The organism is Actinomyces dentalis DSM 19115 (assembly GCF_000429225.1).
In the GTDB taxonomy this organism is placed as follows: domain Bacteria; phylum Actinomycetota; class Actinomycetes; order Actinomycetales; family Actinomycetaceae; genus Actinomyces; species Actinomyces dentalis.
Map to the genome: position 1 here is coordinate 1 of NZ_AUBL01000040.1, position 25,881 is coordinate 25,881.

22 protein-coding genes are annotated in these 25,881 nt (G+C 71.9%); 11 read left to right on the forward strand and 11 right to left on the reverse strand.

The annotated features are described in order from the left end of the window. Positions 1-127 precede the first annotated feature (127 nt). The gene (locus G446_RS21345) at positions 128-1,957 is read right to left on the reverse strand and encodes a DEAD/DEAH box helicase family protein (protein ID WP_026409991.1); all 1,830 of its coding nucleotides are present in this window, start codon (positions 1,955-1,957) and stop codon (positions 128-130) included. Next, positions 1,908-2,615: a restriction endonuclease gene (locus G446_RS21350; protein ID WP_026409992.1), complete on the reverse strand. Its 708-nt coding sequence runs from the start codon at positions 2,613-2,615 to the stop codon at positions 1,908-1,910. The genes G446_RS21345 and G446_RS21350 overlap by 50 nt, the downstream gene beginning before the upstream one ends. 169 nt (positions 2,616-2,784) lie before the next feature. On the opposite strand from G446_RS21350, the gene G446_RS21040 reads away from it, so the two are divergent. Then, positions 2,785-3,051, forward strand: coding sequence for a hypothetical protein (locus tag G446_RS21040; protein WP_026409993.1), 267 nt, complete (start codon positions 2,785-2,787; stop codon positions 3,049-3,051). Between the two features lie 33 nt (positions 3,052-3,084). Here G446_RS21040 and G446_RS17260 read toward each other — a convergent pair whose 3' ends face one another. After that, positions 3,085-4,671, reverse strand: coding sequence for a CCA tRNA nucleotidyltransferase (locus G446_RS17260; RefSeq protein WP_084779149.1), 1,587 nt, complete (start codon positions 4,669-4,671; stop codon positions 3,085-3,087). 84 nt (positions 4,672-4,755) lie between these two features. Here G446_RS17260 and G446_RS0109740 point away from each other — a divergent pair, with 84 nt between their 5' ends. From G446_RS0109740 to G446_RS0109780, 9 genes are all read left to right on the forward strand, one after another. Beyond that, complete coding sequence (locus G446_RS0109740; protein ID WP_026409994.1) at positions 4,756-5,265, forward strand: NUDIX hydrolase; 510 nt, start codon at positions 4,756-4,758, stop codon at positions 5,263-5,265. A 44-nt stretch (positions 5,266-5,309) separates the two neighbouring features. Continuing rightward, a complete protein-coding gene (locus G446_RS20010) occupies positions 5,310-7,526 on the forward strand; it encodes a DUF6049 family protein (protein ID WP_051285896.1) in 2,217 nt (738 codons plus the stop codon). Next, positions 7,523-11,365 (forward strand): murein biosynthesis integral membrane protein MurJ, encoded by a 3,843-nt coding sequence (locus G446_RS0109750; protein ID WP_026409996.1) that lies wholly within the window; start codon positions 7,523-7,525, stop codon positions 11,363-11,365. The genes G446_RS20010 and G446_RS0109750 overlap by 4 nt, the downstream gene beginning before the upstream one ends. A 106-nt stretch (positions 11,366-11,471) precedes the next feature. Further along, entirely contained in the window at positions 11,472-12,395 is a 924-nt protein-coding gene (trxB, locus tag G446_RS0109755) for a thioredoxin-disulfide reductase (protein WP_026409997.1), read from the forward strand. 121 nt (positions 12,396-12,516) lie between these two features. Then, entirely contained in the window at positions 12,517-12,843 is a 327-nt protein-coding gene (gene trxA / locus G446_RS0109760) for a thioredoxin (protein ID WP_026409998.1), read from the forward strand. Positions 12,844-13,152: 309 nt separating this feature from the next. Then, positions 13,153-14,583, forward strand: coding sequence for a threonine synthase (thrC, locus tag G446_RS0109765; protein WP_026409999.1), 1,431 nt, complete (start codon positions 13,153-13,155; stop codon positions 14,581-14,583). A gap of 192 nt (positions 14,584-14,775) precedes the next feature. Next, complete coding sequence (locus G446_RS0109770) at positions 14,776-16,083, forward strand: aminotransferase-like domain-containing protein (protein WP_026410000.1); 1,308 nt, start codon at positions 14,776-14,778, stop codon at positions 16,081-16,083. 9 nt (positions 16,084-16,092) lie between these two features. After that, positions 16,093-17,061 carry a D-alanine--D-alanine ligase family protein gene (locus G446_RS0109775; protein ID WP_026410001.1) on the forward strand — a complete coding sequence of 323 codons (969 nt, stop codon included), beginning with the start codon at positions 16,093-16,095 and terminating at the stop codon, positions 17,059-17,061. Positions 17,062-17,286: 225 nt separating this feature from the next. Then, positions 17,287-17,754, forward strand: a complete 468-nt coding sequence (locus G446_RS0109780) for a helix-turn-helix domain-containing protein (protein ID WP_026410002.1) — start codon at positions 17,287-17,289, stop codon at positions 17,752-17,754. Positions 17,755-17,860: 106 nt separating this feature from the next. Here the strand turns inward: G446_RS0109780 and G446_RS0109785 are convergent, their stop codons facing one another. The 8 genes from G446_RS0109785 to rpmH form a co-directional block, all read right to left on the reverse strand. Then, positions 17,861-19,273, reverse strand: a complete 1,413-nt coding sequence (locus G446_RS0109785; RefSeq protein WP_026410003.1) for a ParB/RepB/Spo0J family partition protein — start codon at positions 19,271-19,273, stop codon at positions 17,861-17,863. After that, entirely contained in the window at positions 19,273-20,199 is a 927-nt protein-coding gene (locus G446_RS0109790) for a ParA family protein (protein WP_026410004.1), read from the reverse strand. Before G446_RS0109790 ends, G446_RS0109785 begins: the two co-directional genes overlap by 1 nt. Before the next feature lie 121 nt (positions 20,200-20,320). After that, on the reverse strand, positions 20,321-20,920 hold the full coding sequence (rsmG, locus tag G446_RS17265; protein ID WP_051285898.1) for a 16S rRNA (guanine(527)-N(7))-methyltransferase RsmG: 600 nt from the start codon (positions 20,918-20,920) through the stop codon (positions 20,321-20,323). A 161-nt stretch (positions 20,921-21,081) separates the two neighbouring features. Beyond that, positions 21,082-21,753 (reverse strand): Jag family protein, encoded by a 672-nt coding sequence (locus tag G446_RS0109800; RefSeq protein WP_026410005.1) that lies wholly within the window; start codon positions 21,751-21,753, stop codon positions 21,082-21,084. 45 nt (positions 21,754-21,798) lie between these two features. Then, positions 21,799-22,974, reverse strand: coding sequence for a membrane protein insertase YidC (yidC, locus tag G446_RS0109805; protein WP_026410006.1), 1,176 nt, complete (start codon positions 22,972-22,974; stop codon positions 21,799-21,801). Positions 22,975-23,062: 88 nt separating this feature from the next. Further along, positions 23,063-23,353: a membrane protein insertion efficiency factor YidD gene (gene yidD / locus G446_RS0109810; RefSeq protein WP_026410007.1), complete on the reverse strand. Its 291-nt coding sequence runs from the start codon at positions 23,351-23,353 to the stop codon at positions 23,063-23,065. Then, positions 23,350-23,715, reverse strand: a complete 366-nt coding sequence (gene rnpA / locus G446_RS0109815) for a ribonuclease P protein component (protein WP_084779150.1) — start codon at positions 23,713-23,715, stop codon at positions 23,350-23,352. The genes yidD and rnpA overlap by 4 nt, the downstream gene beginning before the upstream one ends. Before the next feature lie 12 nt (positions 23,716-23,727). After that, complete coding sequence (gene rpmH, locus G446_RS0109820) at positions 23,728-23,865, reverse strand: 50S ribosomal protein L34 (protein ID WP_026410009.1); 138 nt, start codon at positions 23,863-23,865, stop codon at positions 23,728-23,730. A gap of 369 nt (positions 23,866-24,234) precedes the next feature. On the opposite strand from rpmH, the gene dnaA reads away from it, so the two are divergent. Beyond that, positions 24,235-25,851, forward strand: coding sequence for a chromosomal replication initiator protein DnaA (gene dnaA / locus G446_RS0109825; RefSeq protein WP_026410010.1), 1,617 nt, complete (start codon positions 24,235-24,237; stop codon positions 25,849-25,851). Positions 25,852-25,881 lie beyond the last annotated feature (30 nt).

The window sequence follows — 25,881 nt, forward strand, 5'->3', positions numbered from 1 at the left end:
GCCTCATGTCATGGGCCCTGCGGTGGGCGGCCAACCACAGGCAGATGGTGTGGGCGATGGACTCGGGAACATCCAAAGTGGCAGGATAGGACAGCACGCGGGGACCCCCTGGTAGTGATTCGTGTGGTTAGAACACACTATCCCGGGCGGCCCCCGCGCGCACCACCCCCGCCCCCGCCCAATCCCTCCCGCACCACCGCGCCGATCCCCGCCAGTCCGGGGGCTTTCCTGGTGAGAAAGGCTCATTGAGGTTCGCTCGCAGGGCCGTCAGGAACTGCTCGAAGTCACCTGTGACCGCAGGGTCAGTCACCCGGAGCTCGAGACGGGTGCGGTGACACTCCGCGATCTGGTCGACGTCCTTGGCCCACTGCTCCCAGTAGCGGCGAGAACCCACCTTCTGCACGAGCCGCGCGTAGATCGCGTCCTTCCAGCGCCCCAGGGAGTCAAGGTCAAAGCCCATCTGGACGCCCCGCCCCGCTCGACCGCCGCTCACGTCGTCGTGCTCCCCGCCGGGTTCGCCGCCCGGCGCGAAGGGGTCGATGATGGCAACCTTGTCCGGCTTGGACCGGTTGAGGTCGATCTTATTGACCATGGCATCGAAGCGCTCGTCGTGGGCGCGCAGCGCCTGAAGAACTTCCCACACGACCCGGAAGACGTCGTTGTCCGCCAGGACCTCTTCCGGCGCCATGCCCGTCGGGATCGCCACTGGCAGGATGATGTAGCCGTACTTCTTGCCCGGAGCCAGGCGCATGACACGCCCCACGGACTGGACGATGTCGACCTGCGACTTGCGCGGGGACAGGAACATGACCGCGTCCAGCGCCGGGACGTCCACCCCCTCGCTCAGGCAGCGGGCGTTCGTCAGGATCCGGCACGATGACGCGCCGTCCTCCGTCACCTCGTCCGCACGCTCTGACGACGACGCCTTCCGCCCGGCACCTGTCCGCTCGGTGCCCGAGACCGCGGCTGGTCCGGCGCCGTCGGCGAGCCAGGACAGCCGCTCCGTGCGCTCCAGGATGTTCATCTTCCCGTCCACATGACGCACCTCGACCGAGGCGAGCCGGGGGCCAGCGCCGCCGTCGGGCTCCGACAGGGTGCGCCGGTAGTCCTCGGCCACCCCGTTGAAGGAGGACGCGAAACGCTTGGAGGCCTTGATATCCCGGGCGAAGGCGACTGCCGTGCGCATCGGCTGGGCGTCCGCCCCGAAGTCCCCCGCCTCGACGCTGCGCTTGGCCAGGGCGTTCCAGCAGCCGACGATGCGGGCGGCGTCGTCGAGCTTGAGCTGCCCGTCCTCGGCGAGGGAGGACTGGAGTTGAGCGGCGACCTGGTCCTTGGAGACGGTGAGGACCAGCACCTTGTAGTCGGTGAGCAGGTTGCGGGAGACCGCTTCGCCGAAGCCCAGGCGGAACAGCTCCTCGCCGTAGAGGTCCGCGTCATCCATCGAGGCGAGGAGCGCGTCCTTGCGACTGGCCTCGGCCTTGGTCGAGTCGTTGTAGATACGGGGCGTGGCCGTCATGTACAGGCGCTTGACGGCCTTGAGGTAGGCGTTGTCGTGGACGCGGACGAAGGCGGACTCGTCCGTGCCGGCCAGTGTGGCGCCCGTGGTGCGATGGGCCTCGTCGCAGATGATGAGGTCGAAGGTCGGGGCTCCCATCTTCTGGGCCCGGGCGACGACGTCGATGGACTGGTACGTGGAGAAGACGACCGTCATCGGTGCGACCCCATTGACGGGTGCCGCCGGTCGGGTCAGGCGCTGCGCGAGGGCGTCGGCGTCGGTGGTGGCCGGGATCGCCAGGTCCACCACCGAGATGTCCTCGCTCAGGGAGTCCTTGCTGTGTTCCTTACCGACTTTGGCGTCCGAGCAGACCGCGAAGGAGCGCAGCGGGACCTCGGCCTCCGCGCTCCACTCACGCAGCGTCTGCGAGAGCAGGGCGATAGAGGGGACGAGGAACAGCACCCCCCCCCCCGCCAGCGCCGGCCATCGCCTCGGCGATGCGCAGCGAGGTGAGAGTCTTGCCGGTGCCGCAGGCCATAATGAGCTTGCCCCGGTCGGCTGTCACCAAGCCCTTGGTGACAGCGTCGAGCGCTCGCTTCTGGTGCTCGCGCAGCGCCTTGCGACCGACGCGGACCATGACCTCGGGGGTCTCCAGGCTGAAGGAGTCCCAGTCGATCGTCGAGCTGAACAGATCCTCCAGACCGATGCGTGACACCGGGATGATGGCCTGGCGGGCGACGGTCTGCTCCGCCGCACGGTTCCAGTGCTCCGTCGTCGAGACGAACAGGCGCGAGGAGAACTCACCCGTGCCGGACTCGGCGAGGAAGGTGTCGACGTCCGCCTTCGCGACCGTGTGCGTGGGGTCGTAGAACTTGCACTGGACGGCGCACAGCTCGCCCGTCTCCCGCTCACGGGCGACGAGGTCGATGCCACGGTCCGGTCGAGTGCCCCGGCCGGGCCAGTCGGACCACATCCACACCTCGTCGAAGCGCTCGGCATAGCGCGGATCCGTCAAGAGGAACTGGCGCACGAGGCGCTCGAAACTCGTGCCCTTGCCACGCTCGGTCCTCGCCTCGAAGTGCAGGTCGTCCAGGATCGCGCCGATGCTCTGCTTGCTCACGGCATGAGCATACGTGTGGCGGTCCTAGACCTGCGAAGCACCCGGCTGCGCCCTCAGACGCGCCCCTCCTGCTGGCCTCCATCAGCGCAGGAGCGTGAGACCCTCCCATGGTCGACGACGAAAGTGAGCGTCAGGAGCCGACGAAAGTGAGCGTTTAATCCCGACAATTGTGAGCGCAGCACCGCGGAACGTCAGGTCTGCCAAGAGATCCGGGCGCACCTCGCCCAGCGCCCCGAGTGCTCTCAGCACCGTCTCAGCACGGAGGCGTTCCGGGCGCTTCGCCGCGCCGCGCCCGGGGGACACCCGCCACCTGCTGTGGCTGCGCGAGCGCCTGGGCGAGCGCCTCGCCGACGCCGTCGTGGTCACCACCGGCCGCCACGCCTACCGCGACGAGGACGACATCGCCGTCGTGCCCGCGGCCCTGCTGGGCCCGTGAGCGCCCCGGCCTCACCCGCGCCCGCGCCGCCCCTCACTCCCCGCGCGCCGCCCACCAGGAGCGCAGGGCCTGGCGGGCCGGCTCCTCGCCCACAGGCCCCTTCTCCATGCGCAGGTCCAGCAGGAAGCGGTAGGCCTCGCCCACCACCGGCCCGGGTCCCACCCCGAGCTCGGCCATGATCTGCTCGCCGTCCAGATCGGGCCGGATGGCGGCGAGCTCCTCGGCGGCGGCGAGCGCCGCGATCCGCGCCTCGAGGTCGTCGTAGGCGGCGTCGAGCATGCGGGCCCGGCGCCGGTTGCGGGTGGTGACGTCGGCGCGCGTGAGCCGGTGCAGGCGCTCGAGCAGCGGCCCGGCGTCGGCCACGTAGCGGCGCACCGCCGAGTCCGACCAGCCGGCCTCGGCGTAGCCGTGGAAGCGCAGGTGCAGCTCCACCAGCCGGGTGACGTCCTTGACGGTCTGCTTGTCGAAGCGCAGCGCCGTCAGCCGCTTGCGCGTCATGCGCGCCCCCACGTGGTCGTGCCCGTGGAAGGTGACGGTGCCGTCGGGCAGGAAGCGCCGCGTGGCGGGCTTGCCGACGTCGTGCATGATGGCCGCCAGGCGCAGCACGAGGTCCGGGCCCGGCACCGGCCCGTCGGGGCCGGTCTCCAGGTCGATGGCCTGGTCGAGGACCGTCAGGGTGTGCTCGTAGACGTCCTTGTGGCGCCGGTGCTCGTCGACGGTCTCGACCAGGGCGGCCAGCTCGGGCAGGACGACGTCGGCCACGCCGGTGTGCACCATGAGCTCCAGCCCCCGCCGGGGCCGGGGCGCGAGCAGCAGGCGCTCCAGCTCGGCGCGCACGCGCTCGGCGGAGACGATCTCCAGGCGCGGGGCCATCTCGGTCATGGCGTCCATGACGTCCATCTCGACGTCGAAGCACAGCTGGGCGGCGAAGCGGGCGGTGCGCATAATGCGCAGCGGGTCGTCGTCGAAGGACTGGACGGCGCCGGCGGGGGTGCGCAGGACCCCGGCGCGCAGGTCGGCCAGGCCGCCGCAGGGGTCGACGAGCTCCAGGTCCGGCAGCCGCAGCGCCATGGCGTTGACGGTGAAGTCGCGGCGGGTGAGGTCGCCCTCGAGCGTGTCGCCGTAGGAGACGGCGGGCTTGCGGGAGCCGACCTCGTAGGCCTCGGTGCGGTAGGTGGTCACCTCGACGATGATGTCCCCCTTGCGGGCGCCGATGGTGCCGAAGTCCTTGCCGATGTCCCAGCAGGCGTCCCCCCAGGACTCCAGGATCGCCTCGGTCTGGTCGGGACGGGCCGAGGTGGTGCAGTCCAGGTCGTGGGGGGTCAGGCCGAGGAAGGCGTCGCGCACCGGTCCGCCGACGAGGGCGATCTCGTGGCCGGCCCGCGTGAACAGGTGCCCGAGGGCGGCGAGGCAGGGCGGCAGCTCGGCGAGCGCGGCGCGGGCCGTGGCGGTCAGGCCGCGGGCGTCGGCGCCGGCCTCGGGCGCGGGCGGCTCCGACGGCGTCGGCGCGGGCGGCGCGGGCGGGCCGACGGCGTCGGCGCGGGCGGCGCGGGTCGGGGCCGTCGCGGCCCGCGTCGCGGCGGGAGGGGCGGAGTGGGCGGGAGCTTGGCGCTGGGTCATCGGTCCAAGCCTGCCATGCGGGGCGAATGCCACGCGGGATGAATCCCAACGGGCCCTCGGGGCTCGACCGCTTAGAGTGTCCCCATGCCCACGCATCGCACTCGCAGACCCCGCGCCGGTTCGCTGGCGCGGCGGGCGGGTGTGTACGGTCTGCCGGTGATCGATGAGACGAGTGCCGGCGGTCTCATTATCGATGTGCAGGACGGCCGCGCCGTCACGGCGGTCATCGCCCGCCGGAATCGGGGCGGCCGCCTGGAGTGGTGCCTGCCCAAGGGGCACCTGGAGGGCGCGGAGACCGCCGAGCAGGCGGCCGTGCGGGAGATCGCCGAGGAGACCGGTATCACGGGCCGGGTTCTGCGTCATCTGGCGACGATCGACTACTGGTTCGCCGGGGACGACCACCGCGTCCACAAGGTCGTCCACCATTTCCTCCTGGAGGCCACGGGCGGGGACCTGACCACGGAGAATGATCCGGATCATGAGGCCGAGGACGTCGCCTGGGTGGATCTGGAAGACGTCTCCCGCCGTCTGGCCTATCCTAATGAGCGTCGGATTGTGGCGGCCGCTCGCGAGATTCTAGTGGGGGACGGGTGAGAAACGAGGTCCTGATCCCGGCGTTGCGCCGGCACCGTTCCGCCGTGCGCGCCCGCGCCCTGTCGGGCATTGCGGCCATCATCGGCTGCCTCGTCCTCGTGCTCGCCCCCGTGGCGCTCCTCCCCGCGCCCCTGGGCCCGACGGCGGCCGCCCTGCCCGCGGCCGACGCCCCGCCGGCCGACGGCCGGGTGAGCGTGTCCGTCGACTCCCTGGCGCCGGAGGTCCTCGCCTCCGGCCAGGACCTCCAGATCTCGGGCACGATCGTCAACGGCACCGACGAGCCCCTGGAGTCGGTCGATCTCGTCGTCCAGGTCCAGCGCTCCACTGAGATCGCGCTCAGCGGCCTGGAGTCGTGGCTCGCCGACGAGGGGGACGCCCAGTTGAGCACGGTGATCACCGCCGGCCTGAGCTCGATCGAGCCGGGCGCCACGACGACCTTCGCCGTGACCGTGCCGGCCAAGGACCTGCCCCTGAGCGGCTCCGCGGAGTGGGGGCCGCGCGGCGTGCAGGTGTCGGTGACCGAGGACGGGCAGAGCCTCGCCCGGGATCGCACGATCGTCGTGTGGGACGCGGGCGTCGCGGTGAGCCCCACGCGGGTGACGGTCGTGGTCCCCGTGGTCGCCTCGCCCGCCGAGATGAACCTGCTGGCCCAGGGCGATAAGGCGGATCCGGCCGCCGTGAAGGCGCTGCGCACGCGGGTGGAGGGGCTTCTCGCCCTGGCCCGCCCCGGCGTCGTCCTCGCCGTGGATCCCGCGCTCATGACGGCGCTCGGGGCGGGGGACGATCTGACCTCCCCGAAGGACGCGGACGGCGCCGGGGCCTCCCCGACGCCCGCGCCCGCGACCGAGCCGCCCGCGACCGAGCCCGACGCCGAACCCACCGCCGAGCCCGCGCCCGCGACCGGACCGACCCCGACGGCGCCGCCCGCGACCGGCGCCTCCCCCGCCCCCGACCGCACGCTCGCCGGGGCCCTGGAGGCGGCGGGCCGCAGCGGCAACCTCATCGTCCTGCCGTGGGCGGACGCCGACGTCTCCGCCCTGGCGCACCTGGGCGAGGGGGATCTCACGGCCGGGGCCTTCACCCGGGCCGATGAGACCGTCGCCGCCTGGAAGACGGGGAGCACGGCGACGGCGCTGACGAGCGGCCCCCTGGACGCCGAGACCCTGGCGCTCCTGCCGCAGACCGTCTCCACGGTGATCGCCCGGCCCGGCGACCTGCCCGTCGCGGAGGACCTGACCTACGCCCCCGCGGGCATCACCACGGTCGACGACCGGGTGGTCCTCGTTCCCGAGGCCTCGGTGTCCGAGGCGGCCGCGGGGATCCTGAGCACCGGCTCCGACTCGACGGCGCTGTGCGCCCTGGACGCGCGCGGTCTCCTGCGCGGGCAGCTGGCGATCCTGACCCGCCAGACCCCCTACCGCGGACGCGATATCGTCGTCGCACTCGACCGGGCCGACGCCGCCGCCGCGGACCCCGCCGAGCTCGGGGCGCGCCTGGAGGCGATACTGGCGTCCTCGTGGACGCAGGGCCGGGACCTGGGCGCCGTCGTCGCGGACGCCCGCGAGCAGCAGTCCGCGGGCGAGCAGGTCCAGCGCGACGAGTTGCCGGAGCAGGTCCTCGACGACGCCGAGCCCAGCGGCGCCGACCTCAACGCGGCCACCCAGGCGGCCAACCACCTGAAGTCGATCGGCTCCGTGCTCGCCGACCCGCAGGCCCTCCTGAGCCCGGCCACGGACGTCGTGGCCACCTCCCTGTCCACGCTGTGGCGCACGGACCCGCGGGGCCGGACCGCCCACATCGCCCGGGCCAGGGCGGCGGGGGACGTCGTCGTGCAGTCCCTGACGGCGGCGCCCTCCTCCACCATCAATGTCATCTCGGCCACGGCCGACCTGCCCCTGCGCATCGTCTCCGGCCTGGATCAGGCGGCCACGGTCAGGGTCCACCTCGTGCCCTCCTCGACGCGCCTGCAGATCGATCACGACGTCACGGTCACGGTGCCGGCCCAGGGGCAGACCACCGTCCTGGTGCCGATCAAGGCGGTGGGCAGCGGCGACGTCGACCTGTCCATCGAGCTGCTGGCGGCCGACGGCACCGCCGTCGGCACGCCCATGACAATGCGCACACGGGTGCGGGCGAGCTGGGAGACCGTGGGCACCCGCGTCGCCGCCGGACTGCTGGTGGCCTTGCTCGCCGGCGGGATCACCCGTACGGTCCGCAGGGGCCGGCGTCAGGACAAGCAGGACAGGAGGGCGGCCGCATGAGCGACTCCTCGATCGCCCGCTCCAGCGCGGTCATGGCCGCGGGCACCTTCGCCTCCCGGATCCTGGGCCTGGTGCGCAACGCCCTCCTGCTCACGGCCCTGGGCGCCACCGCCTCGGGCGCCGCCGACGCCTTCTCCACCGCCAACAACCTGCCGACCCAGCTCTACAACCTCATTATCGGCGGCGTCCTCAACGCGATCCTCGTGCCCCAGATCGTGACCGCCCTGCGCAAGCGCAACGGCGAGGAGCTGGTCAACCGGCTGCTGACCACGGCCTCGGCGGCGATCGCGGTGGTGGCGGCCCTCATGACGGTGGCGGCGCCGGCGGTCATCATGCTCTACGCCTCCGGCCTGGGCCGGTGGCAGCCCCTGGCCTTCTCCTTCGCCTTCTGGTGCATGCCGCAGATCTTCTTCTACGGCCTGTACGCCCTGTGGGGCCAGGTCCTCAACGCCCGCTCGAGCTTCGGCCCCTACATGTGGTCGCCGGTGATCAACAACATCATCTCCATCGGCTCCCTCATCGTCTTCCTGCGGGTCTACGGGCGCTACACCGCCGGCCAGGACCCGGGGATCTGGGACGCCGGCCGCATCGCCATGGTGGGGGCGACGACGACGCTGGGCATCGCCGTGCAGGCCATGGTGCTCTACATCCCGCTGGTGCGCTCGGGCTTCCACCCGCGCCTGGTGTGGGGGATGCGGGGCCTGGGCCTGGGGGCCATGTCGAAGGTGGCCCTGTGGGCGCTGCTGGGCACCGCGATCGTGAGCCTGGGGGACATCGCCACCACCCAGCTCGCCTCCCGCGCGGTCACGGCCGCCGAGTCGGCGCAGTACGCGCACGTGATCGTGCCGTCGAAGACGATCTACGACAACACCCAGCTGGTCTACATGCTGCCGCAGTCGCTGGTGACGACGTCGATCATCACCGCCCTGTTCACGCGCATGAGCTCCAAGGCGGCGGCGGGGGACCGCGACGGGGTTCGCGACGACCTGTCCCTGGGCCTGCGCACGGTCGCGGTGTTCACGGTGCTCTTCGCCGCGGGGATCGCCACCCTCGCCGCCCCGGCGCTCCAGCTCTTCGCCCCCTCCCTGTCCTGGGCCGAGGCCGACGCCTCCTCGCCGATCCTCGTGGTGCTGGCCATCGGCATCATCTTCCAGGGGATCTGGTTCACCGCCCAGCGGGTCATGCTGGCCTACTCCGACACCAAGCGGCTCCTCATCGCCGACGCCGTCGTCGGCGTCGTCCCCGTCATCCTGTGTCTGGGCTCCTACCTGCTGCTGCCGGCGAATTACTGGATGGTCGGGGCGGCGGCCGGCAGCCTGCTGAGCCAGGTGGGCGGCTCCGCGGCGGTCATCCCCCTCATCCGCAGGCACCTGCCCCGGCTCGACAGCCGCCGCGTGGTGAGCACCTACATCCGCCTGATCGTGGCCGCGATGCCGGCCGTCGTGGTGGGGCTGGCGGTGCGCAGCATCCTGGGCCCGTCCGACGGCACCCTGACGGGGACCCGGGCCTTCGACGCCCTCATCACGGTGCTGGTGGCCGCCCTGCTCATGACGTCGGTGTACCTGCTGACCGCCCGGCTGCTCGAGGTCGGCGAGCTGGCGGTGCTCTTCTCGCCGCTGTCGAAACTCGTCGTGCGGATCGGGTCGTTCCTGCCCGGCGGCCTGGGCGATGTCGTGACCCGGGTGGGACAGTCCTTCGCGATCCCGACGACGACGCGCATGCCCGCCGCGCGCCACGCCTCCACCCTGGTGCGCTTCGGGGACTCGACGGCGCCCGCGCAGGCGACCGCCCGCCGGACCACCTGGCGGGGGACCCGCCCCGGGGTCCGGCCCGCCGCGCAGCCGGCGACGTCCGGGGCCGCGGCCCGGCCCGCCCGACCGGTCGAGCGCCCCGCGGACCGGCCCATCGAAAGGCCCGTCGTCCAGCCGGTCCGCCGCCCCGGGCGACACGCCCTGCCGCCCGTCGCGCCGCCCGTCCCGGTGACAATGGCCCGCACCGAGGAGCTCCCCCCCGTTGTCCTGAGCGCGCCGCCGACGGCGGTCCAGCCCCCGATCCCGGCGCCGCCCCCCGGTCCCGGGCCCGCCCCCGCGCCGCCCGCGGGGCCGGTCGCTACAATCGGGACGCACCCGTATGCCCGACGCCGGCGAGGAGGCAGACGCATGACCGAGGGTACCCCGATCGGCACCGGCCGTTACCGGTTGTTGTCCACCCTCCCGGCCACCCTGCCCCGCATCGTCCGACACCTGGGCTACGACACGATCCTCGATCGCGACGTCACCATCCTGGCGCTCACCGCGGCCACCCCGCACCGCGACGAGGTCCTCGAGGCCGCCACCCGCGCGGTCCTGGTCGAGGACGAGAGGATGCAGCGCGTCCACGACGTGGAGACGAGCTCCGAGGCCTTCATCGTCACCGAGCCGACCGAGGGCGTCCCCTTCAGCACCTTCGCCCGGGCCGACTCCGACCCGGCGCTGATCCGCGCGATCATCGGGGAGGTCGCCCAGGTCCTGGACGCCTGCTCGCGGCGCGGCCTGCACCACCTGCACCTGTCGCCCGACTCCGTGCGCCTGCGTCCGGACGGGCGGGTCCAGCTCTCCGGCGTCGGGATCGAGGCGGCGGTGCTGGGCCTGCAGGACAACGACTCCGACCCGCTGGCCTTCGACCGCACCGACGCCAAGGCCCTGGTCGAGCTGCTCTACTACGGGCTGACCGGGCGCTGGCCGGGCAAGCGCTCGGGCATCGCCTCGGCCCCCATGGTCGACGGCGCCCCCGCGCCCCCCTCCTCGATCAACCGCTCGATGGGCGCCGACGACGCCGACCTGGACGCCCTCGTGGCCCGGACCTGGAGCTCGAACGTGCCGATCTCCGCCTCCGAGGTCGCCCGGGCCCTGGAGCCCTGGGACGCCTCGGTCCTCGTCGAGGACGCGGCGATCGCCTCGGAGGCCGGCCCCGAGGCCGAGACGGCCGGGGGGGCGCGCGGCGTCCTGTCGCGCCTGCGCGGCCTGTCGAGCGCGCGGCCCGTCTCCCGCGCCGCCCAGGAGGCCGCGGCCATCGCCGGGGAGGCCGCCGGCGCCGAGGGCCTGGAGCACACGGCGACGGTGTCCTTCCCCGCCGCGCCGAGCAACGCCATGCCGCCGGCCTTCCCGCCGCCGCTGCCCTCCTCGCCGTCGCCGGACGACGAGGAGGACTACGACGAGGACGAGTCGCCGTCGCTGAGCCGGACCTCCACGATCATCATCGTGGTGACCATCATCGCCCTCCTCGTCGGGCTGCTCTTCGCGGTGAAGAACCTGGTTCAGCTCTCCAAGGTCTCCTTCGCCGACAAGGACATCCCGGCGGCGGACACGGTGCCCTCGGCCTCGGCCGGCGCCAACCCCGCCCCGCAGCAGCCGGCCCAGCCCGCGCAGCCCGCCGCGCCCATCACGATCTCCGGCGCCCAGTCGCTCGATCCCTTCGGGGACAACAACGAGCACCCCGAGCTGGCCGGCAACCTGGTGGACGGGAACCCGAGCACCGAGTGGTACTCGCGCTTCTACACCTCCTCGACGATGGACTCCAAGAAGGGCATCGGGGTGGCCGTGACCCTGGCCTCCCCCGCGCGGGTCTCCGCCATCGAGCTCCAGGGCACCGGAAACGGCGGGCACGTCCAGATCCGCGCCACCAGTCCCGAGGACCCGCAGGGCGGCACGATCCTGGCGGAGGGATCCTTCGCCCAGGGCACCACCACCTTCGAGTTCACCCCGACCGAGACCAGTTCGATCGTCGTGTGGGTGACCGAGATGCCCAAGGCCTCCGACGGGCTCAACAAGGTCACTATCTCGGAGATCACCCTCCGATAGGCGATCCCACGGGAACAATCCCGTTCCATCACGAGTTGCGACCAACGGCGAATCGCCATCGCATCAGCGGTTCCGCCGCCCCGCGCCGTCCACCTGGAGGAGAGTCATGATCCACGACGTCATCATCGTCGGCTCCGGCCCGGCCGGCTACACGGCCGCCATCTACGCCGCGCGCGCCCAGCTGTCCCCGATCGTCCTGGCCGGGTCGGTGACCGCGGGCGGGGCCCTCATGAACACCACCGAGGTCGAGAACTACCCGGGCTTCGTCGAGGGCGTCATGGGGCCCGACCTCATGACGCGGATGCAGGAGCAGGCCGAGCGCCTGGGCGCCGACATCCGCTACGAGGACGTCACCTCCCTCGACCTGGACGGCGAGATCAAGAGGGTCACCACCGACGACGCCGTCTACGAGACCCGCACGGTCATCATCTCCACCGGCTCGGAGCACCGCCGGCTCGGGCTCGACGGCGAGGAGCGGCTCTCCGGCCATGGGGTGTCCTACTGCGCCACCTGCGACGGCTTCTTCTTCAAGGACCAGGACATCGCCGTCGTCGGCGGGGGGGACTCCGCCATGGAGGAGGCCCTGTACCTGACCCGTTTCGCCCGCTCGGTCACCGTCGTCCACCGCCGCGACCAGCTGCGGGCCAGCGCCGTCATGGCCGAGCGGGCCAAGGCGAACCCGAAGATCGACTTCGCCTGGAACTCCAGGGTCGTGGGCCTGGGCGGGGGCCGGGCCCTGGAGTCGGTGACCCTGGAGGACACCGCCACCGGCGGGCGCCGCGAGCTGGCCGTGACCGGCCTGTTCGTGGCCATCGGCCAGATCCCGCGCTCCGAGCTCGTCGCCGGAGCCCTGGAGCTCGACAAGGCCGGCTACATCGTGGTCCGCCCGCCCAGTCAGCGCACGGCGATCCCGGGCGTGTTCGCCTGCGGCGACGTCGCCGACCCGCACTACCAGCAGGCCGTCACCGCGGCGGGATCCGGCTGCCGGGCCGCCCTTGACGCCCGGCACTACCTGGAGAACCTCGCCTGACCGCCCCCGGCGGCCCGTCCGACGGCCGCCCGGTGATCGAACGAGAACCGCACGAAGAATCACCCGTCAACCCGGGGGGGCGACAACCCGTCCGGGACCAGCCCCGATAAGGAGAACAGCCATGTCTCATGTCCTCGCCATCACCGACGCCACCTGGCAGTCCGAGGTCCTGCACTCCGACCTTCCCGTGGTGGTCGACCTGTGGGCCGAGTGGTGCGGACCGTGCCGCCAGATGAGCCCCGTCGTCGACGAGGTCGCCGCCGAGATGAGCGGTCGGGCCAAGTTCGTCAAGGTCGACATCGAGGAGAACCCCGAGGTCGCCCACTCGCTGGGCGTGTCCTCGATCCCGACCTTCGCGGTCGTGCGCGACGGCGAGGTGATCCACCGGTTCGCCGGCTCGCGCCCGAAGGCCTCCTTCAGGGCGCAGCTGGACAAGGCCCTCGCCTGACCCCTCTCCGCCCCTCCCGCTTCGCGAAACCGGCGGATGCGACACGCGAGACCGGTGGATGATGCACATCCTGTGGATAACTCGGTGGACTCAGGGGGCGGAGTGCGGATGTTTCACGTGGAACCCGTCGTGCGGCCCCGCGCAATGGGGCGGACGACCGCACCACCGGCCGCCCCGTCACCATCACCGACCCCGCGCCCCGCGCACCGGGGCGGACGGGTCGGATCGGTGGTGCGATCCCGGATCGCCGCCCCGCGCGCCCGGCGGACCGGTGGCGCGGGATCAGCGCAGCACCGGTAGGGTTGACGCATGCAGTTCATCTCGACGCGCGGGGGCATGAGCCCCATCGGCTTCACCGACGTCCTCCTCCAGGGCCTGGCGCCCGACGGCGGCCTCACCATCCCCGCCGAGACGCCCCGGCTGACCGCCGAGGACCTCGAGTCGCTGCGCCCACTGCCCTACGCCGAGCTCGCCGCCCGCATCATCGGCCTGTACGCCACCGACATCCCGGCGGCCGACCTGCGCGAGATGACGGCGGCCGCCTACGGCCCGCCGCGCTTCCCCGCCGAGGCGGTGCCGCTGCACCGGCTCGACGCGGTCGCCGAGGGCCTCGTGCTGGTGGGCCTGTCCGAGGGCCCGACCCTGGCCTTCAAGGACCTGGCCATGCAGTTCCTCGGGCAGGCGATCCCCCGCGTCCTGGCCCGGCGCGGGCGCGTCCTCAATATCCTGGGGGCGACGAGCGGCGACACCGGCTCGGCGGCCGAGCACGCCTTCCGGGGGCGGGAGGGCGTCAGCGTCTTCATGCTCTCCCCGCTGGGGCGGATGAGCGATGTGCAGCGGGCGCAGATGTACTCCCTCGCGGACGCCAATATTCACAACATCGCCGTCGACGGCGTCTTCGACGACTGCCAGAACCTGGTCAAGGCGGTCAACGCCGACGCCGCCTTCAAGGCGGAGCACTCGATCGGCGCGGTCAACTCCATCAACTTCGGGCGCATCGCCGCGCAGATCGTCTACTACGTGTGGGCCTGGCTGCGCGTCTCCGACGACGCCCCGGAGCGGGAGCGGTCGCAGACGCGCGTGGACGTCGCCGTTCCCAGCGGGAATTTCGGCAATATCTACGCCGGGCACCTGGCGCGGAGCATGGGGGTTCCCATCCGGCGCCTCATCCTGGCGACGAACGAGAACAATGTCCTGGACGAGTTCTTCCGCACCGGCGTGTACGCGCCGCGCCCGCGCGAGGCGACCCTGGTGACGTCGAGCCCGTCCATGGACATCTCGAAGGCCTCCAACCTGGAGCGGTTCATCTACACCCTCCTGGGCCCGGAGGCCTTCGTGGAGGCGTGGTCCGAGTTGGAGCGCACCGGAAGGCTCGACCTGTCGGCGCAGCGCGACCGCATGGCCGAGGAGTTCGGATTCGTCTCCGGCACCTCGACGCACGCGGACCGGCTCGCCGCCATCCGCCTGGTCCACGCCGCCACCGGCAGGCTCATCGACCCCCACACGGCCGACGGCCTCGCGGTCGCCCTGGCCCGGCGGGAGGACGGACTGCCCCTCCTCATCCCGGAGGTGGCCAAGGCCGCGAAGTTCGGCGAGACCGTGACCGAGGCCATCGGATCGGCGCCGCCCCTCGACGCCTCCCTGGCGAGGATGCTCCGCGCCGAGCAGCGCGTCGTCGAGATCCCGAACGACGTCGAGCGCCTGCGCGCGCTCATCGCGGCGGACGCCGTGCGCCGCTGAGGAGCGCGGGCCCGCACTGAGCCGCGCGCCGGCGCACTGCGGCCCCGGTCGGCGTTTCACGTGAAACATCGCTCCGCCGGCCCGTGAACCGGCCACGGCCGATGCCGCGCACCGACCCCTTCTTCGGCCTTCGCGCCGGGCGTGGCAGACTTGGAGCGCGACCGGGACGGACCCGCCGGAGAGGAGCTGGACGTGAGCGACGCGCCCCAGGTGAAAGGCAATCGGCTCGATCCGTGGCTGGACAATTACGCCGCCCGGGCCCACGGCCTGCGCGCCTCGGAGACGCGCTCGCTGTTCGCCGTCGCCTCGCGCCCCGAAGTCGTCTCCCTGGCCGGCGGCATGCCCAATCTCAAGGACCTCCCGCTGGACGAGCTCGCCGAGGCGACCGCCCGCATGATCCGCAAGGACGGCGGCCGCGCGCTCCAGTACGGCAACGGCCAGGGCCTGCCCGCCCTGCGCGAGTGGATTCCGCAGGTCATGATGCTGGAGGGCATCGACGCCGATCCCGACGACGTCGTCGTCACCACCGGCTCCCAGCAGGCCGTCGACATCCTCACCGAGCTCTTCATCGACCCGGGCGACGTCGTCCTCGCCGAGGCCCCCACCTACGTCGGATCGCTGTCCATCTTCGCCACCTACCAGGCGGACGTCCAGCAGGTCGAGATCGACGCCGACGGCGTCGTCCCCGAGGCGCTCGAGGAGCGCATCGCCCGCCTGGAGCGGGAGGGCCGCCGCGTCAAGTTCTTCTACTGCCTGCCCAATTTCCACAACCCGGCCGGCGTCAGCCTCTCCGCGGAGCGCCGCCCCCGGGTCGTGGAGATCTGCCGCCGGCACCGCATTCTCATCATCGAGGACAACCCCTACGGGCTCCTCGGCTTCGAGGGGCAGACCCGCACCGCTCTCAAGACCATCGCCCCCGACGACGTCGTCTACCTCAGCTCCTTCTCCAAGATCTTCGCGCCGGGCTACCGGGTCGGCTGGGCGGTCGCCCCGCCCGCCGTGCGGGAGAAGATGAAGCTGGCGTCCGAGGCCGCGATCCTGTGCCCGTCCTCCGTGGGTCAGTACTCCATCGCCATGTACCTCGACTCCTTCGACTGGAGGGCCCAGATCGGGGAGTTCCGGGGGATGTACCGGGAGCGCCGGGACGCCATGATCGCGGCGCTCGACGAGTTCATGCCCATGTGCTCGTGGAACGTGCCCGACGGCGGCTTCTACGTCTGGGTCCGCCTCCCCGAGGGCCTGGACGCCAAGGACATGCTGCCGCGCGCCGTGACGAACCTCGTCGCCTACGTCTCCGGCACGGCCTTCTACGCGGGCGGGCGGGCGGGGCACGACCACATGCGCCTGTCCTTCTGCTACCCCGAGCCGGTCGAGATCCGCGAGGGCGTTCGGCGCCTGTCCCGGGTCGTGGGCCGGGACATGGAGCTCCTCGAGCTCTTCGGACCGACCCGCTCCCGCCCGACTCGGGGCATCACCGCCCCGGCGCCCGACCAGATCTGAGGAGTCAGCATGAGCGGAACCTTCACCCCTTCGACGGAGCCCCTGCGCGTGGCCGTCCTCGCCGGCGGCCTCAGCCACGAGCGGGACGTCTCCCTGCACTCGGGCAACCGCGTGGCCCAGGTCCTCAAGCATCTGGGCCACAGCGTGCTGGTCCTCGACGTCGACGCCCGGATGATCTCCTCCCTGCGCGCCTTCGGCCCCGACGTCGTCTGGCCGCTCGTGCACGGCGGCCCCGGGGAGGACGGCGGGCTGCAGAACGTCCTCATCGCCCTGGACCTGCCGTACGTGGGCACGCACTCCGACGGCTGCCAGCGCGCCTCCTTCAAGCCCACCGCCAAGGCCATGGTGCGCACCGGGGGCGTGCTCACGCCCGATTCGGTGACCCTGCCCAAGACCTACTTCTCCCAGCTCGGGGCGCAGGAGGTCCTCGGCGTCGTCGCCGCCCACCTCGGCCTCCCCGTCGTCGTCAAGCCGAATCAGGGCGGCTCCGGGCTGGGCGTCTCACTGGCCGAGGACGCCGACGAGCTGCGCAGCGCCATGGTCGCCTGCTTCGCCTACGACGAGCGCGCCCTCATCGAGTCCTACGTCCCGGGCCGCGAGATCGCGGTCTCCGTGGTGGACACCGGGGACGGCCCGCGCCCGCTGCCGCCGGTGGAGGTCGTCACCGACGGCGAGTACGACTTCGACGCCCGGTACAACCCGGGGCGCTCGGAGTACTTCGTCCCCGCCCGCCTCGCCGCCGCCGAGCTCGCACTCGTCCAGGAGACCGCCATGACGGTGCACCGCACCCTGGGTCTGGGCAATCTCTCGCGCACCGATCTCATTCTCGACGACGCGAGCACGCCGTGGTTCATCGACGTCAATGTCGTTCCGGGGATGACCGAGACCTCCCTCCTCCCCCTCGCCGCCGAGGCCGAGGGCGGTCTTCCGGAACTGTACGACGCCCTCGTCCGGCACCCCCTGGTGACCCCCTCCTGATCCGCGCCGTGGAACGGGGCGGGGGTCGAAGCGCGTTTCACGTGAAACATCCTCGCCGGCCCCGTCGTTGTCGTCCCCGCTCGGAGACGGCCCGGCCTCGGGCGCGACGCCCGTCATCGGCCCCGTCGTTGTCGCCTCCGTCGGCGAGCCAGTAGACTGTCGTGACTGTCCGTCGGGGTGCACCGGGGGCGTCGCACATCGCACGGGTCGAGGGGGACTGGGTTCATGACGGCGAGATCGTGGCGGGTCGTGCTGAGCGACGACGAGCGGAGCCTCCTGGAGGAAGTGGTGAGCTCGGGACGGGGCGCGGCCAGACGGATCCGCCGGGCCCGGATCCTGCTGGATCTGGATGAGGGCCGGGACGAGGGGCTGCTGACGCAGCGCGAGGCGGCCGAACGGTCGGGGGTGAGCGTGACCACGGTGGTGCGGGTCGCCAAGGACTATGCGCAGCGCGGCGGGGCTCGGGCGGCGATCGACCGCAAGGCCCGACTCAAGCCGCCGGTGGAGTCCAAGGTGACCGACGGAGTGGAGGCCAGGGTGATCGCCCTGGCCTGCTCCCAGCCCCCGGAGGGGTACGGGCGCTGGTCGTTGCGGCTGCTGGAGCGGCGGATCGCGTCAACGGACGGGATTCCGAACCTGGATCATTCCACGATCGGCAGGATCCTCAAGAAGAGGGGCTTCGCCCTCACCTGAGGAGGGGCCGATGGATGGATCCGGATCGGCAATTCGAGATTCTGCCGAGAACCCCAAGGGCTCGGGATGTTTCACGTGAAACCATCCCGAGCCCCCCATGTCAGTCTCAGTTCTCCGTGAGCGTCGTCCCCGGAATCAGGGTCTCAACGATCCGCGCCAGGTCCTCATCGCCCGCGAACTCGATCGTGATCCTCCCCTTCTTCGATCCCCGGGTGACCTTGACCCTGGTATCGAAGGCATCCGACAGTCGCGTCGAGAGCGCCGGCAGCGGAGCGCTGCGACGGGTGCGCGATCCCGCCGTCCGCCGCGGCGCGTCCTGCGCCTGCGGCTCGTCGTGCAGCGCGACGAGCTCCTCGGTCACCCGGACGGACAGCCCCTCGGCCACGATCCGCTGCGCGAGCCGCTCCATGGCCGCGGCGTCCGGCAGACCGAGGAGCGCCCGCGCGTGACCGGCGGAGAGCACGCCCGCCGCCAGGCGCCGCTGGACGAGGGGCGGAAGCTTCATGAGGCGCAGCGTGTTGGAGATCTGCGACCGCGACCGCGCGATCCGCTTCGACAGCTCGGCGTGGGTGCAGCTGAAGTCGTCCAGCAGCTGCTGGTAGGCGGCCGCCTCCTCCAGCGGATTGAGCTGAACGCGGTGGAGGTTCTCCAGCAGGGCGTCGCGCAGGAGGTCCTGGTCCTCCGTGTAGCGCACCACCGCCGGAATCGTCTTGAGCCCGGCCTCCTTCGCGGCCCGGAGCCGCCGCTCGCCCATGACGAGCTCATAGCTCTCGGCCCGGCCCTCCTCATCGTCGACCCGGCGCACCACGATCGGCTGGAGCAGGCCCACCTCCTTGATGGAGGCGGCGAGCTCGGTGATGTCGTCCTCGTCGAAGACCTGTCGCGGCTGGCGGGGATTGGGAACGATGATCTCCACCGGGAGCTCGGCGAAGGTCGCCCCCGGCACGGGGACCAGTCCCGCATCGTCGGAGGACCCCTTCTTCTTCCCACCGCCCCTCGCTCCGGCCGTCCCGGCCGTCCCGTCCTCGAGCGCCCCCCTCGACTTCGACCGGTCCGCCGACGGCGTCGTCTGGTCCTCGGGGCGGTCGCCCAGGCCGATGAGTGCGAGCTCGGGCGCCTCCGCCATCAGTGTTTCACGTGAAACACGACTGCGCCGCCGCCCCGTCCTCGTCCCCTCGGACCTCCCGGTGGACTCGGATCCGGACCTGGCCCTGCCGGACTTGGGCTTGGCCGCGGCGGCCGAGGGCTTCGTCGCGGTGGCCGAGGGCTTCGTCGCGGTGGCCGGGGGCGACGACCGCCTGCCGCGGGTCCGCTTCGAGGGGGCGAGCAGAGTCGAGGCGATCTCCGCGGCGTGCCGCGAGGCCGCGTCCGAGGCCTCGTCCGCCGTCGTCTTCGAGCGAGCCGGCGAGCGCGACTCGGGGAAGAAGACGTCCGTCGGACGCCGCGACGGGATCTCCGTCTGCGCCTCGGGGATGAGCGCCTGCAGGCCTCGCCCCAAACCTCGCTTCTTCTGGGCCATTACGTCTCCTCAACGTCGTCGGGCACGTTGATCTCGGGCAACTCCATGCCCGTGCCCCGCAATGCGATTTCCTGAGCCAGGACCTTGTACGCCACCGCGCCGGAAGACCTCGGGTTCCAGAAGACGACCGGCGCCCCGAAGGACGGCGCCTCCGCGACGCGCACGGATCTTGGTATCTTCGTCTTGAGGGTTGCGGCGGGGAAGTATGTGCGCACCTCTGACTCGACGTCCCGAGCCAGCGTCGTCCGCTTGTCGAACATGGTCAATGCGATCATCGAGACGCACAGGGCCGGGTTGTGGATCTCGGCGACCCTCTGCACCGACCGCGTGAGCAGGGCGAGACCCTCCAGGGCGTAGTACTCGGCCTGCAGGGGGATGAGCACCTCCCCGGCGGCGACGAAGGCGTTGATCGTCATAATCCCCAGACTCGGCGGGCAGTCGATGAGGACGTAGTCCAGCCTGGGCAGGCCGCCCCCGCTCCTGCTGAGCAGGTAGTCGCGAAGCGCCTGGCGGAGCTTGGACTCGCGTCCGGTGGAGTCGATGAGCTCGATCTCCACGGCGGCGACATCGATCGACGCGGGCAGGCACCACAGGTTCTGGGAGAAGCGCGTCTGCGAGACGACGTCCTGGATGCGCGCGCCCTCGACCAGCACGTCGTAGATCGAGGTGTGCTCCTCCCCGTGCTCCACGCCCAGAGCCGTGGAGGCGTTGCCCTGCGAGTCCGCATCGATGACGAGGACATGGAGGCCGCCCTCGGCGAGCGCCGCGGCGACATTGACGGCCGTCGACGTCTTGCCGACGCCGCCCTTCTGGTTCGCGACGGCGATCACCCGAGTCTGCTCGGGGCGCGGAAAGCCGACGGCTGAGACGTCCTCGAGGACGGCGTGCTCGGCCCGGAGCTGGTCGAAGATGGATGAACCTGACAACCCTGGTCTCCTCGTTCGGCTTCCCGACGGCGCACACCGCCTGGCCGCCCCAGTCTACGTGAGTCCGACGACGCCGTCGGGAATGCACCGCCGCCGATCGGCCGCGATCGTGCCCGTCCGCTCAGCCGCTCCGGCGCCGGCGGATCTCGACCACCCTGGTCGACTCCCCGCCGGGGGTGACGACGTCGTGGATGATAGCGGGTTCGAGCCCCGCCCCCTTGATGACGCGCCGCGCCTCATCGACCTCGTCCCGGGCCCGGGCCCCCTTGAGGGCGAGGAGGCGCCCGCCCGGACGCAGCAGGGGCGCGGTGATGCGCACGAGCTTGGGCAGCCCGGCCACGGCGCGCGCCGTGACCGCGTCGAAGCGGTCGCGGACCTCCTGCGCCCGCGCCCGGCGCACGACCGCGTTGGCCAGGTCGAGCTCCGCGACGACGTCGGTCAGCCAGTCGATCCGCCGCTCCATCGGTTCGATGAGCGTCACCTCCAGATCGGGGCGCAGCAGGGCGATGACGACGCCGGGGAAGCCCGCCCCCGACCCGACGTCGGCCACGGCGCCGCGGCGGGGCAGGAAATCGACGACGGCGGCCGAGTTGGCCAGGTGGCGCGTCCAGAGCCGGGGGAGCTCGCGCGGGCCGACCAGCCCGCGCAGCTCGCCCTGCTCGGCCAGCATCCGCGCGAAGCGCTCGGCCCCGGGCAGGGCGGCGCCGAAGAGCTCGCGCATCCGCGCGTCGGGCGCCTCGACGCCGGGAGTCGCGGATCGTCCGGCGCCGGCCCCGCCGGCGTCCCGGTCGGCGCCAGCCGGTCGCCCGCCATCAGCCGATTGCCCGTCGCCGGCGGACCGGCCGGCTCCCGCGGTCCCGTCCCCGGCGCCCGCCACGGTCCTCAGGCCCCGTCCCGCTCGGCGCCGCCGGATCCGCCCGCATCGGCCCCGGCCGACCCGCTCCGGCCGTCGGCGTCGTCGGCTCCGGCGGCCCCGCCGGCGTCGCCACCGGCCCGGGAGCCGGCGGCCCCGTCCTCGACCTCATTGGCCTCGGCGTCGTCGGCCCCGTCCTCGGCGGGCATGACGACGACGTGCCGGTGCGGCTCGGCGCCCTCGGACTCCGACACGAGCCCGGCCGCGGCCACGACGTCGTGGCAGACCTTGCGCTCGAAGGGGTTCATGGACGACAGCGACACCGGTTCGCCGGTGAGCTGGACCTTCCGGACGGCCTCCTGCGCGACCTTCGCCAGCTCGGCGCGACGGGCCGCGCGGTAGCCGTTGATGTCGAGCATGAGGCGCGAGCGGTTGCCCGTGCGCGTCTGGACGGCCAGGCGGGTCAGCTCCTGGACGGCCTCGAGGACCTCCCCGTCGCGGCCGACGAGATCGGCGAGGTCGCGCTCGTCCCCGGCCTCGGCGGCGACTACGGCGATGGAGGCGCGGCCGTGATCGATATCGATATCGATATCGCCTCCCAGGTCGACGATGTCCAGGAGGTCTTCGAGGTAGTCGGCGCCGACCTCCCCCTCCTCCTCCAGACGCTTGATCATGGCCGACGAGGCGTTGCTCTCGCTCATATGGCACTCCCCTCCGTGGGATCCGCGATGTGTGGCGGCGCGCCGTCAGCGCCGGCGCTTCTTGCCGCCCTGGTTCTTATTCCTGCGCTGCTGGCGCTGACGGGCCCGCCTCTCATAACGACGGCGGGAGATCTCCTCGGGCGTCAGGCCGGCGGAGTTCTCCCTGCGCGACGACGCCGACTCCTCCGCGTCCGCGCCGCCGTCCACGACGTCCTGCCCCGCGTCCGCGTCCGCGCCCGCGAGCGCGGACGCGGCGGACGGGGCCCGCCTCTGCCGGCTCTTGCGCACGGGCTGAACGCGCTGCCCGCCGGTCTGGCCCCGCTCGGCGGCCTCGGCGGCGCGCTGGGCGGCCTCCTCCTCCTCGAGGCTCGGCTGGCCCCGGCGGGCCCGCTTGGCGTTGACCCGGGCGCGGTACTTCTTCTCCGCCTCCGACCCGGGGGCGGGCATATTGCGAATGGTGAAGAACTGCTGGCCCATGGTCCACAGGTTCGTCGTCACCCAGTAGACGAGCACGCCGATCTGGAACTGGATCCCGGTGAAGGCGAAGAAGATGGGCATGACCGTCATCATGATCTTCTGCGAGCGCATCATCGGGTTGTCGGAGGTCTTGGCGGACTCCGGCATGTTCTTGGTGCTCAGCTGCGCCATGGTGTACCACTGCGTGACGCTCATCATGACGATCATGACGACCGTGACGATCTTGGTCGCGCTGTCGGGGGCGTTCATGAAGGACGAGGACAGGCTCGCCCCGAAGACCGTGGATTTCTGGACATCCTCGGCCAGCTCCCACGTGAGCGGACCGATCGAGGCGTGGCTCTCGGCCACGCTCTGGAGGTTGGCCAGCACCCGGAACAGGGCGAAGAAGACCGGCATCTGCAGCAGGATGGGGAAGCAGGAGGAGAAGGGGTTGGTCCCGTGCTTGCGGTACAGGGCCATCATCTCCTCCTGCATCCTCTGCCGGGAGGCCTGGTCCTTCTTGCCCTTGTACTTGTCCTGGATCGCCTTGAGCTCGGGCTGCATGAGCTGCATGCCGCGGCTGGCCCGGATCTGGCGCACGAACAGCGGCATGATGAGCAGGCGCATCAGGATCGTCAGCCCCACGATCGACAGCACCCAGGCGGTGCCGGGGCCCTTGCCCATGCCGATGAGGACGAGGACGTCGTGGATGCGGACCATGACCCAGGCGACGGCCACCTTGAGGGGCCAGAGAATCGTGTCCATTGCGCTCCTTGCTGTGGGAATCGGCGTTCCCGCGGGCGCCGTCCGCCGGAGGCTCCGGCCTGGGCGCGCCGTCGGTCCGCGCGTCGGTCTAACGGGACGGCGACGTACCGGTGGACTCGGGTCGGGGGATGTCGTGGGGATGGCGGTAGCGCCACGCCCCCGGCTCGGGGACGTGGTCGACGCCGCCGGGAGTGAGCGGGTTGCACCGCAGCAGCCTCCAGCCGGCGAGCAGGAGGCCCTTGAGGGCGCCGTGGACGGCCAGGGCCTCGACGGCGTAGGCCGAGCAGCTCGGGTAGTAGCGGCAGCAGCGGGGCAGGGCCGGGGAGATCCGCTCCTGGTAGAAGCGGATCGGCGCTATGAACAGCCGGCGCGCCCTCATCGTCGCGCCCTCCGCCCCGGCTCGCGGCTGCGGGCCAGCAGCCGGTCGATGTCCGCGCCCAGCTCGCGGCTCGTCGCCCCGTCCGCCCCGGCCAGGCCGCGCACGACCAGGCGCGCACCCGGCTCCAGACCCGTCACGCGCTGCGCCATGAGGGCGCGCACGCGGCGCTTGATCCGGTTGCGGCGGGCCGCCCGGGCCACCTGGTTCTTGGGCACGACGACGCCGACGAGCGCCGGGGCCGTGGCCCCGGCCCCGCCGGCGCGGTAGTGGATGACGAGTCTGCGGCTGCCGCTGCGCGCACCCGACCTCACCGCGGTCGTGAAGTCCTCGCTCCGCAGCATGCGATGGGCGGCCGGAAGCACCCCGGAAGCACCTCAGGCGGCGAGGCGCGCGCGGCCCTTGCGGCGCCGCGCGGCGAGCACGGCGCGCCCGGCCCGGGTGGACATGCGCTTGCGGAAGCCATGCACCTTGGCGCGATGACGGTTGTTCGGCTGGAAGGTCCGCTTGGTCACGGGTGTACTCCTGAGTCGACGATCGGAACGGCGCATCGCGAGGATCGCGGCGCCGTCGCTCGCGTTGGCTGTCCCATGGACCGGGACGTGACTCCACACGAACGTCTGCACCACGATACGGTTCGTCTTCGGGCGGGGTCAAACGGATGAGCCGCCCGAGCGGTGAGGTTCCGCCCACGTCGCGGGCGCGGGCGCGCCGTCGTCGGCCCTCCCGCGCACCGACCGGCGCGCGCCATATGATCTCACCCGGTTGTCCACCCCATGTGGACAACCTTGTGGATCACCGCCATGATGGGCCTTCCGGCGGCACTGAGGAGTGCTCCTGCGCCACCGCCCCGAACCAGTCCGAACCGTCATCAGGAGGGCGCCGTGCCCGACCAGGCCACCATGAAGTGGGAAGCCGCCCTCGAGCTGCTCGCGGCCTCGGGCGAGCTGGGCCCCGGCAAGGTCAGCGTGCTGCGCATGACGCGCGTCATCGACGTCGACGGCGTCCTCGTGCTCGTCGTCGGATTCGCCTTCGCGCGCAATATCATCGACCTCAACCGCCCCGCCATCAGCCGGGCCCTGGCCCAGGTGTGGGGGCGCGACGTCGCCTTCGAGGTGACGATCGACACCTCCGCGGAGCCCATCTCCTCCCGCTCCCGCCCCGGGCCCTCGCTGAGCCAGTCCTTCGCGCGGCCGACCGGCCCGGTGCCGACCCCGACCCCCCTGCCGCAGCAGCCCTCGCCCATGACGCCCATCACCCCCGTGACGCCCATCACCCCACTGCCCGTCACCCCGCCCCCCGTGCCGGGCGCCGAGCAGCTGACCGCCGTCCCGCCGTCGGACTACGGCGGCTACCTGTCCACCCCGCAGCCGACGGCGGCGCCGGAGTCCCGGACGAGCCTCAACCCCGACGCCTCGCGCCTCAACCCGCGCTACACCTTCGACACCTACGTCCAGGGCGCCTCCAACCGCCTGGCCCGGGCCGCGGCCTTCGCCGTCGCCGAGGCCCCGGCCCGGGCGAACCTCAACCCCCTCGACCTGACCGTCGACGACAACCAGCGCGCCTACAACCCCCTGTTCATCTACGGCGGGTCGGGCCTGGGCAAGACCCACCTGCTGCACGCCATCGGCAACTACGCGCGCAAGCTCTACCCCGGCATCCGCGTCAAGTACGTCTCCAGCGAGGAGTTCGTCTCCGACTTCATCGCCTCCGTGGCCGACGGCCACATGGACAGCTTCAAGGACCGCTACCGCAAGGTCGACATCCTCCTGCTCGACGACGTCCAGTTCCTGGGCGGCAAGGAGCAGACCCTGGAGGAGTTCTTCCACACCTTCAACGCCCTGTACATGGAGGACAAGCAGATCGTCCTGACCTCCGACCAGCCGCCCCACGAGCTCAAGGGCTTCGAGGAGCGCCTCATCTCGCGCTTCGTCGTCGGGCTGACCACCGACGTCCAGCCGCCGGACCTGGAGACCCGGACCGCGATCCTGTCCCGCAAGGCCCGCGCCGACGGCCTGGACCTGCCCATGGACGTCCTGGAGTACATCGCCACCCGGGTGACCACCAACATCCGCGAGCTCGAGGGCGCCCTCATCCGCGTCAGCGCCTTCGCCTCGCTCAACAAGCAGCCCATCGACCGGACCCTGGCGGAGATGGTCCTCAAGGACATCATCTCCGACCCCGCCGGGGAGGAGATCACCTCGGCCCTCATCATGGCGCAGACGGCCGACTACTTCGGCATGACCATCGACGACCTGTGCAACGAGAGCCGCAAGAAGACCTTCGTGCACGTGCGACACGTGGCCATGTACCTGTGCCGCGAGCTGACCGACCTCTCCCTGCCCCAGATCGGCCGGGAGTTCGGCGGGCGCGACCACACCACGGTCATGAGCGCCAACCGCAAGATCCGCAAGCAGATGGCCGAGCGCCGCTCCACCTTCAACGAGGTCACCGAGCTCACCAGCCGCATCAAGCAGGCCGCCCAGACGCCGCCCCGCTGAGACGCGCGCCGCCCCGCCCCGACGCCGCCG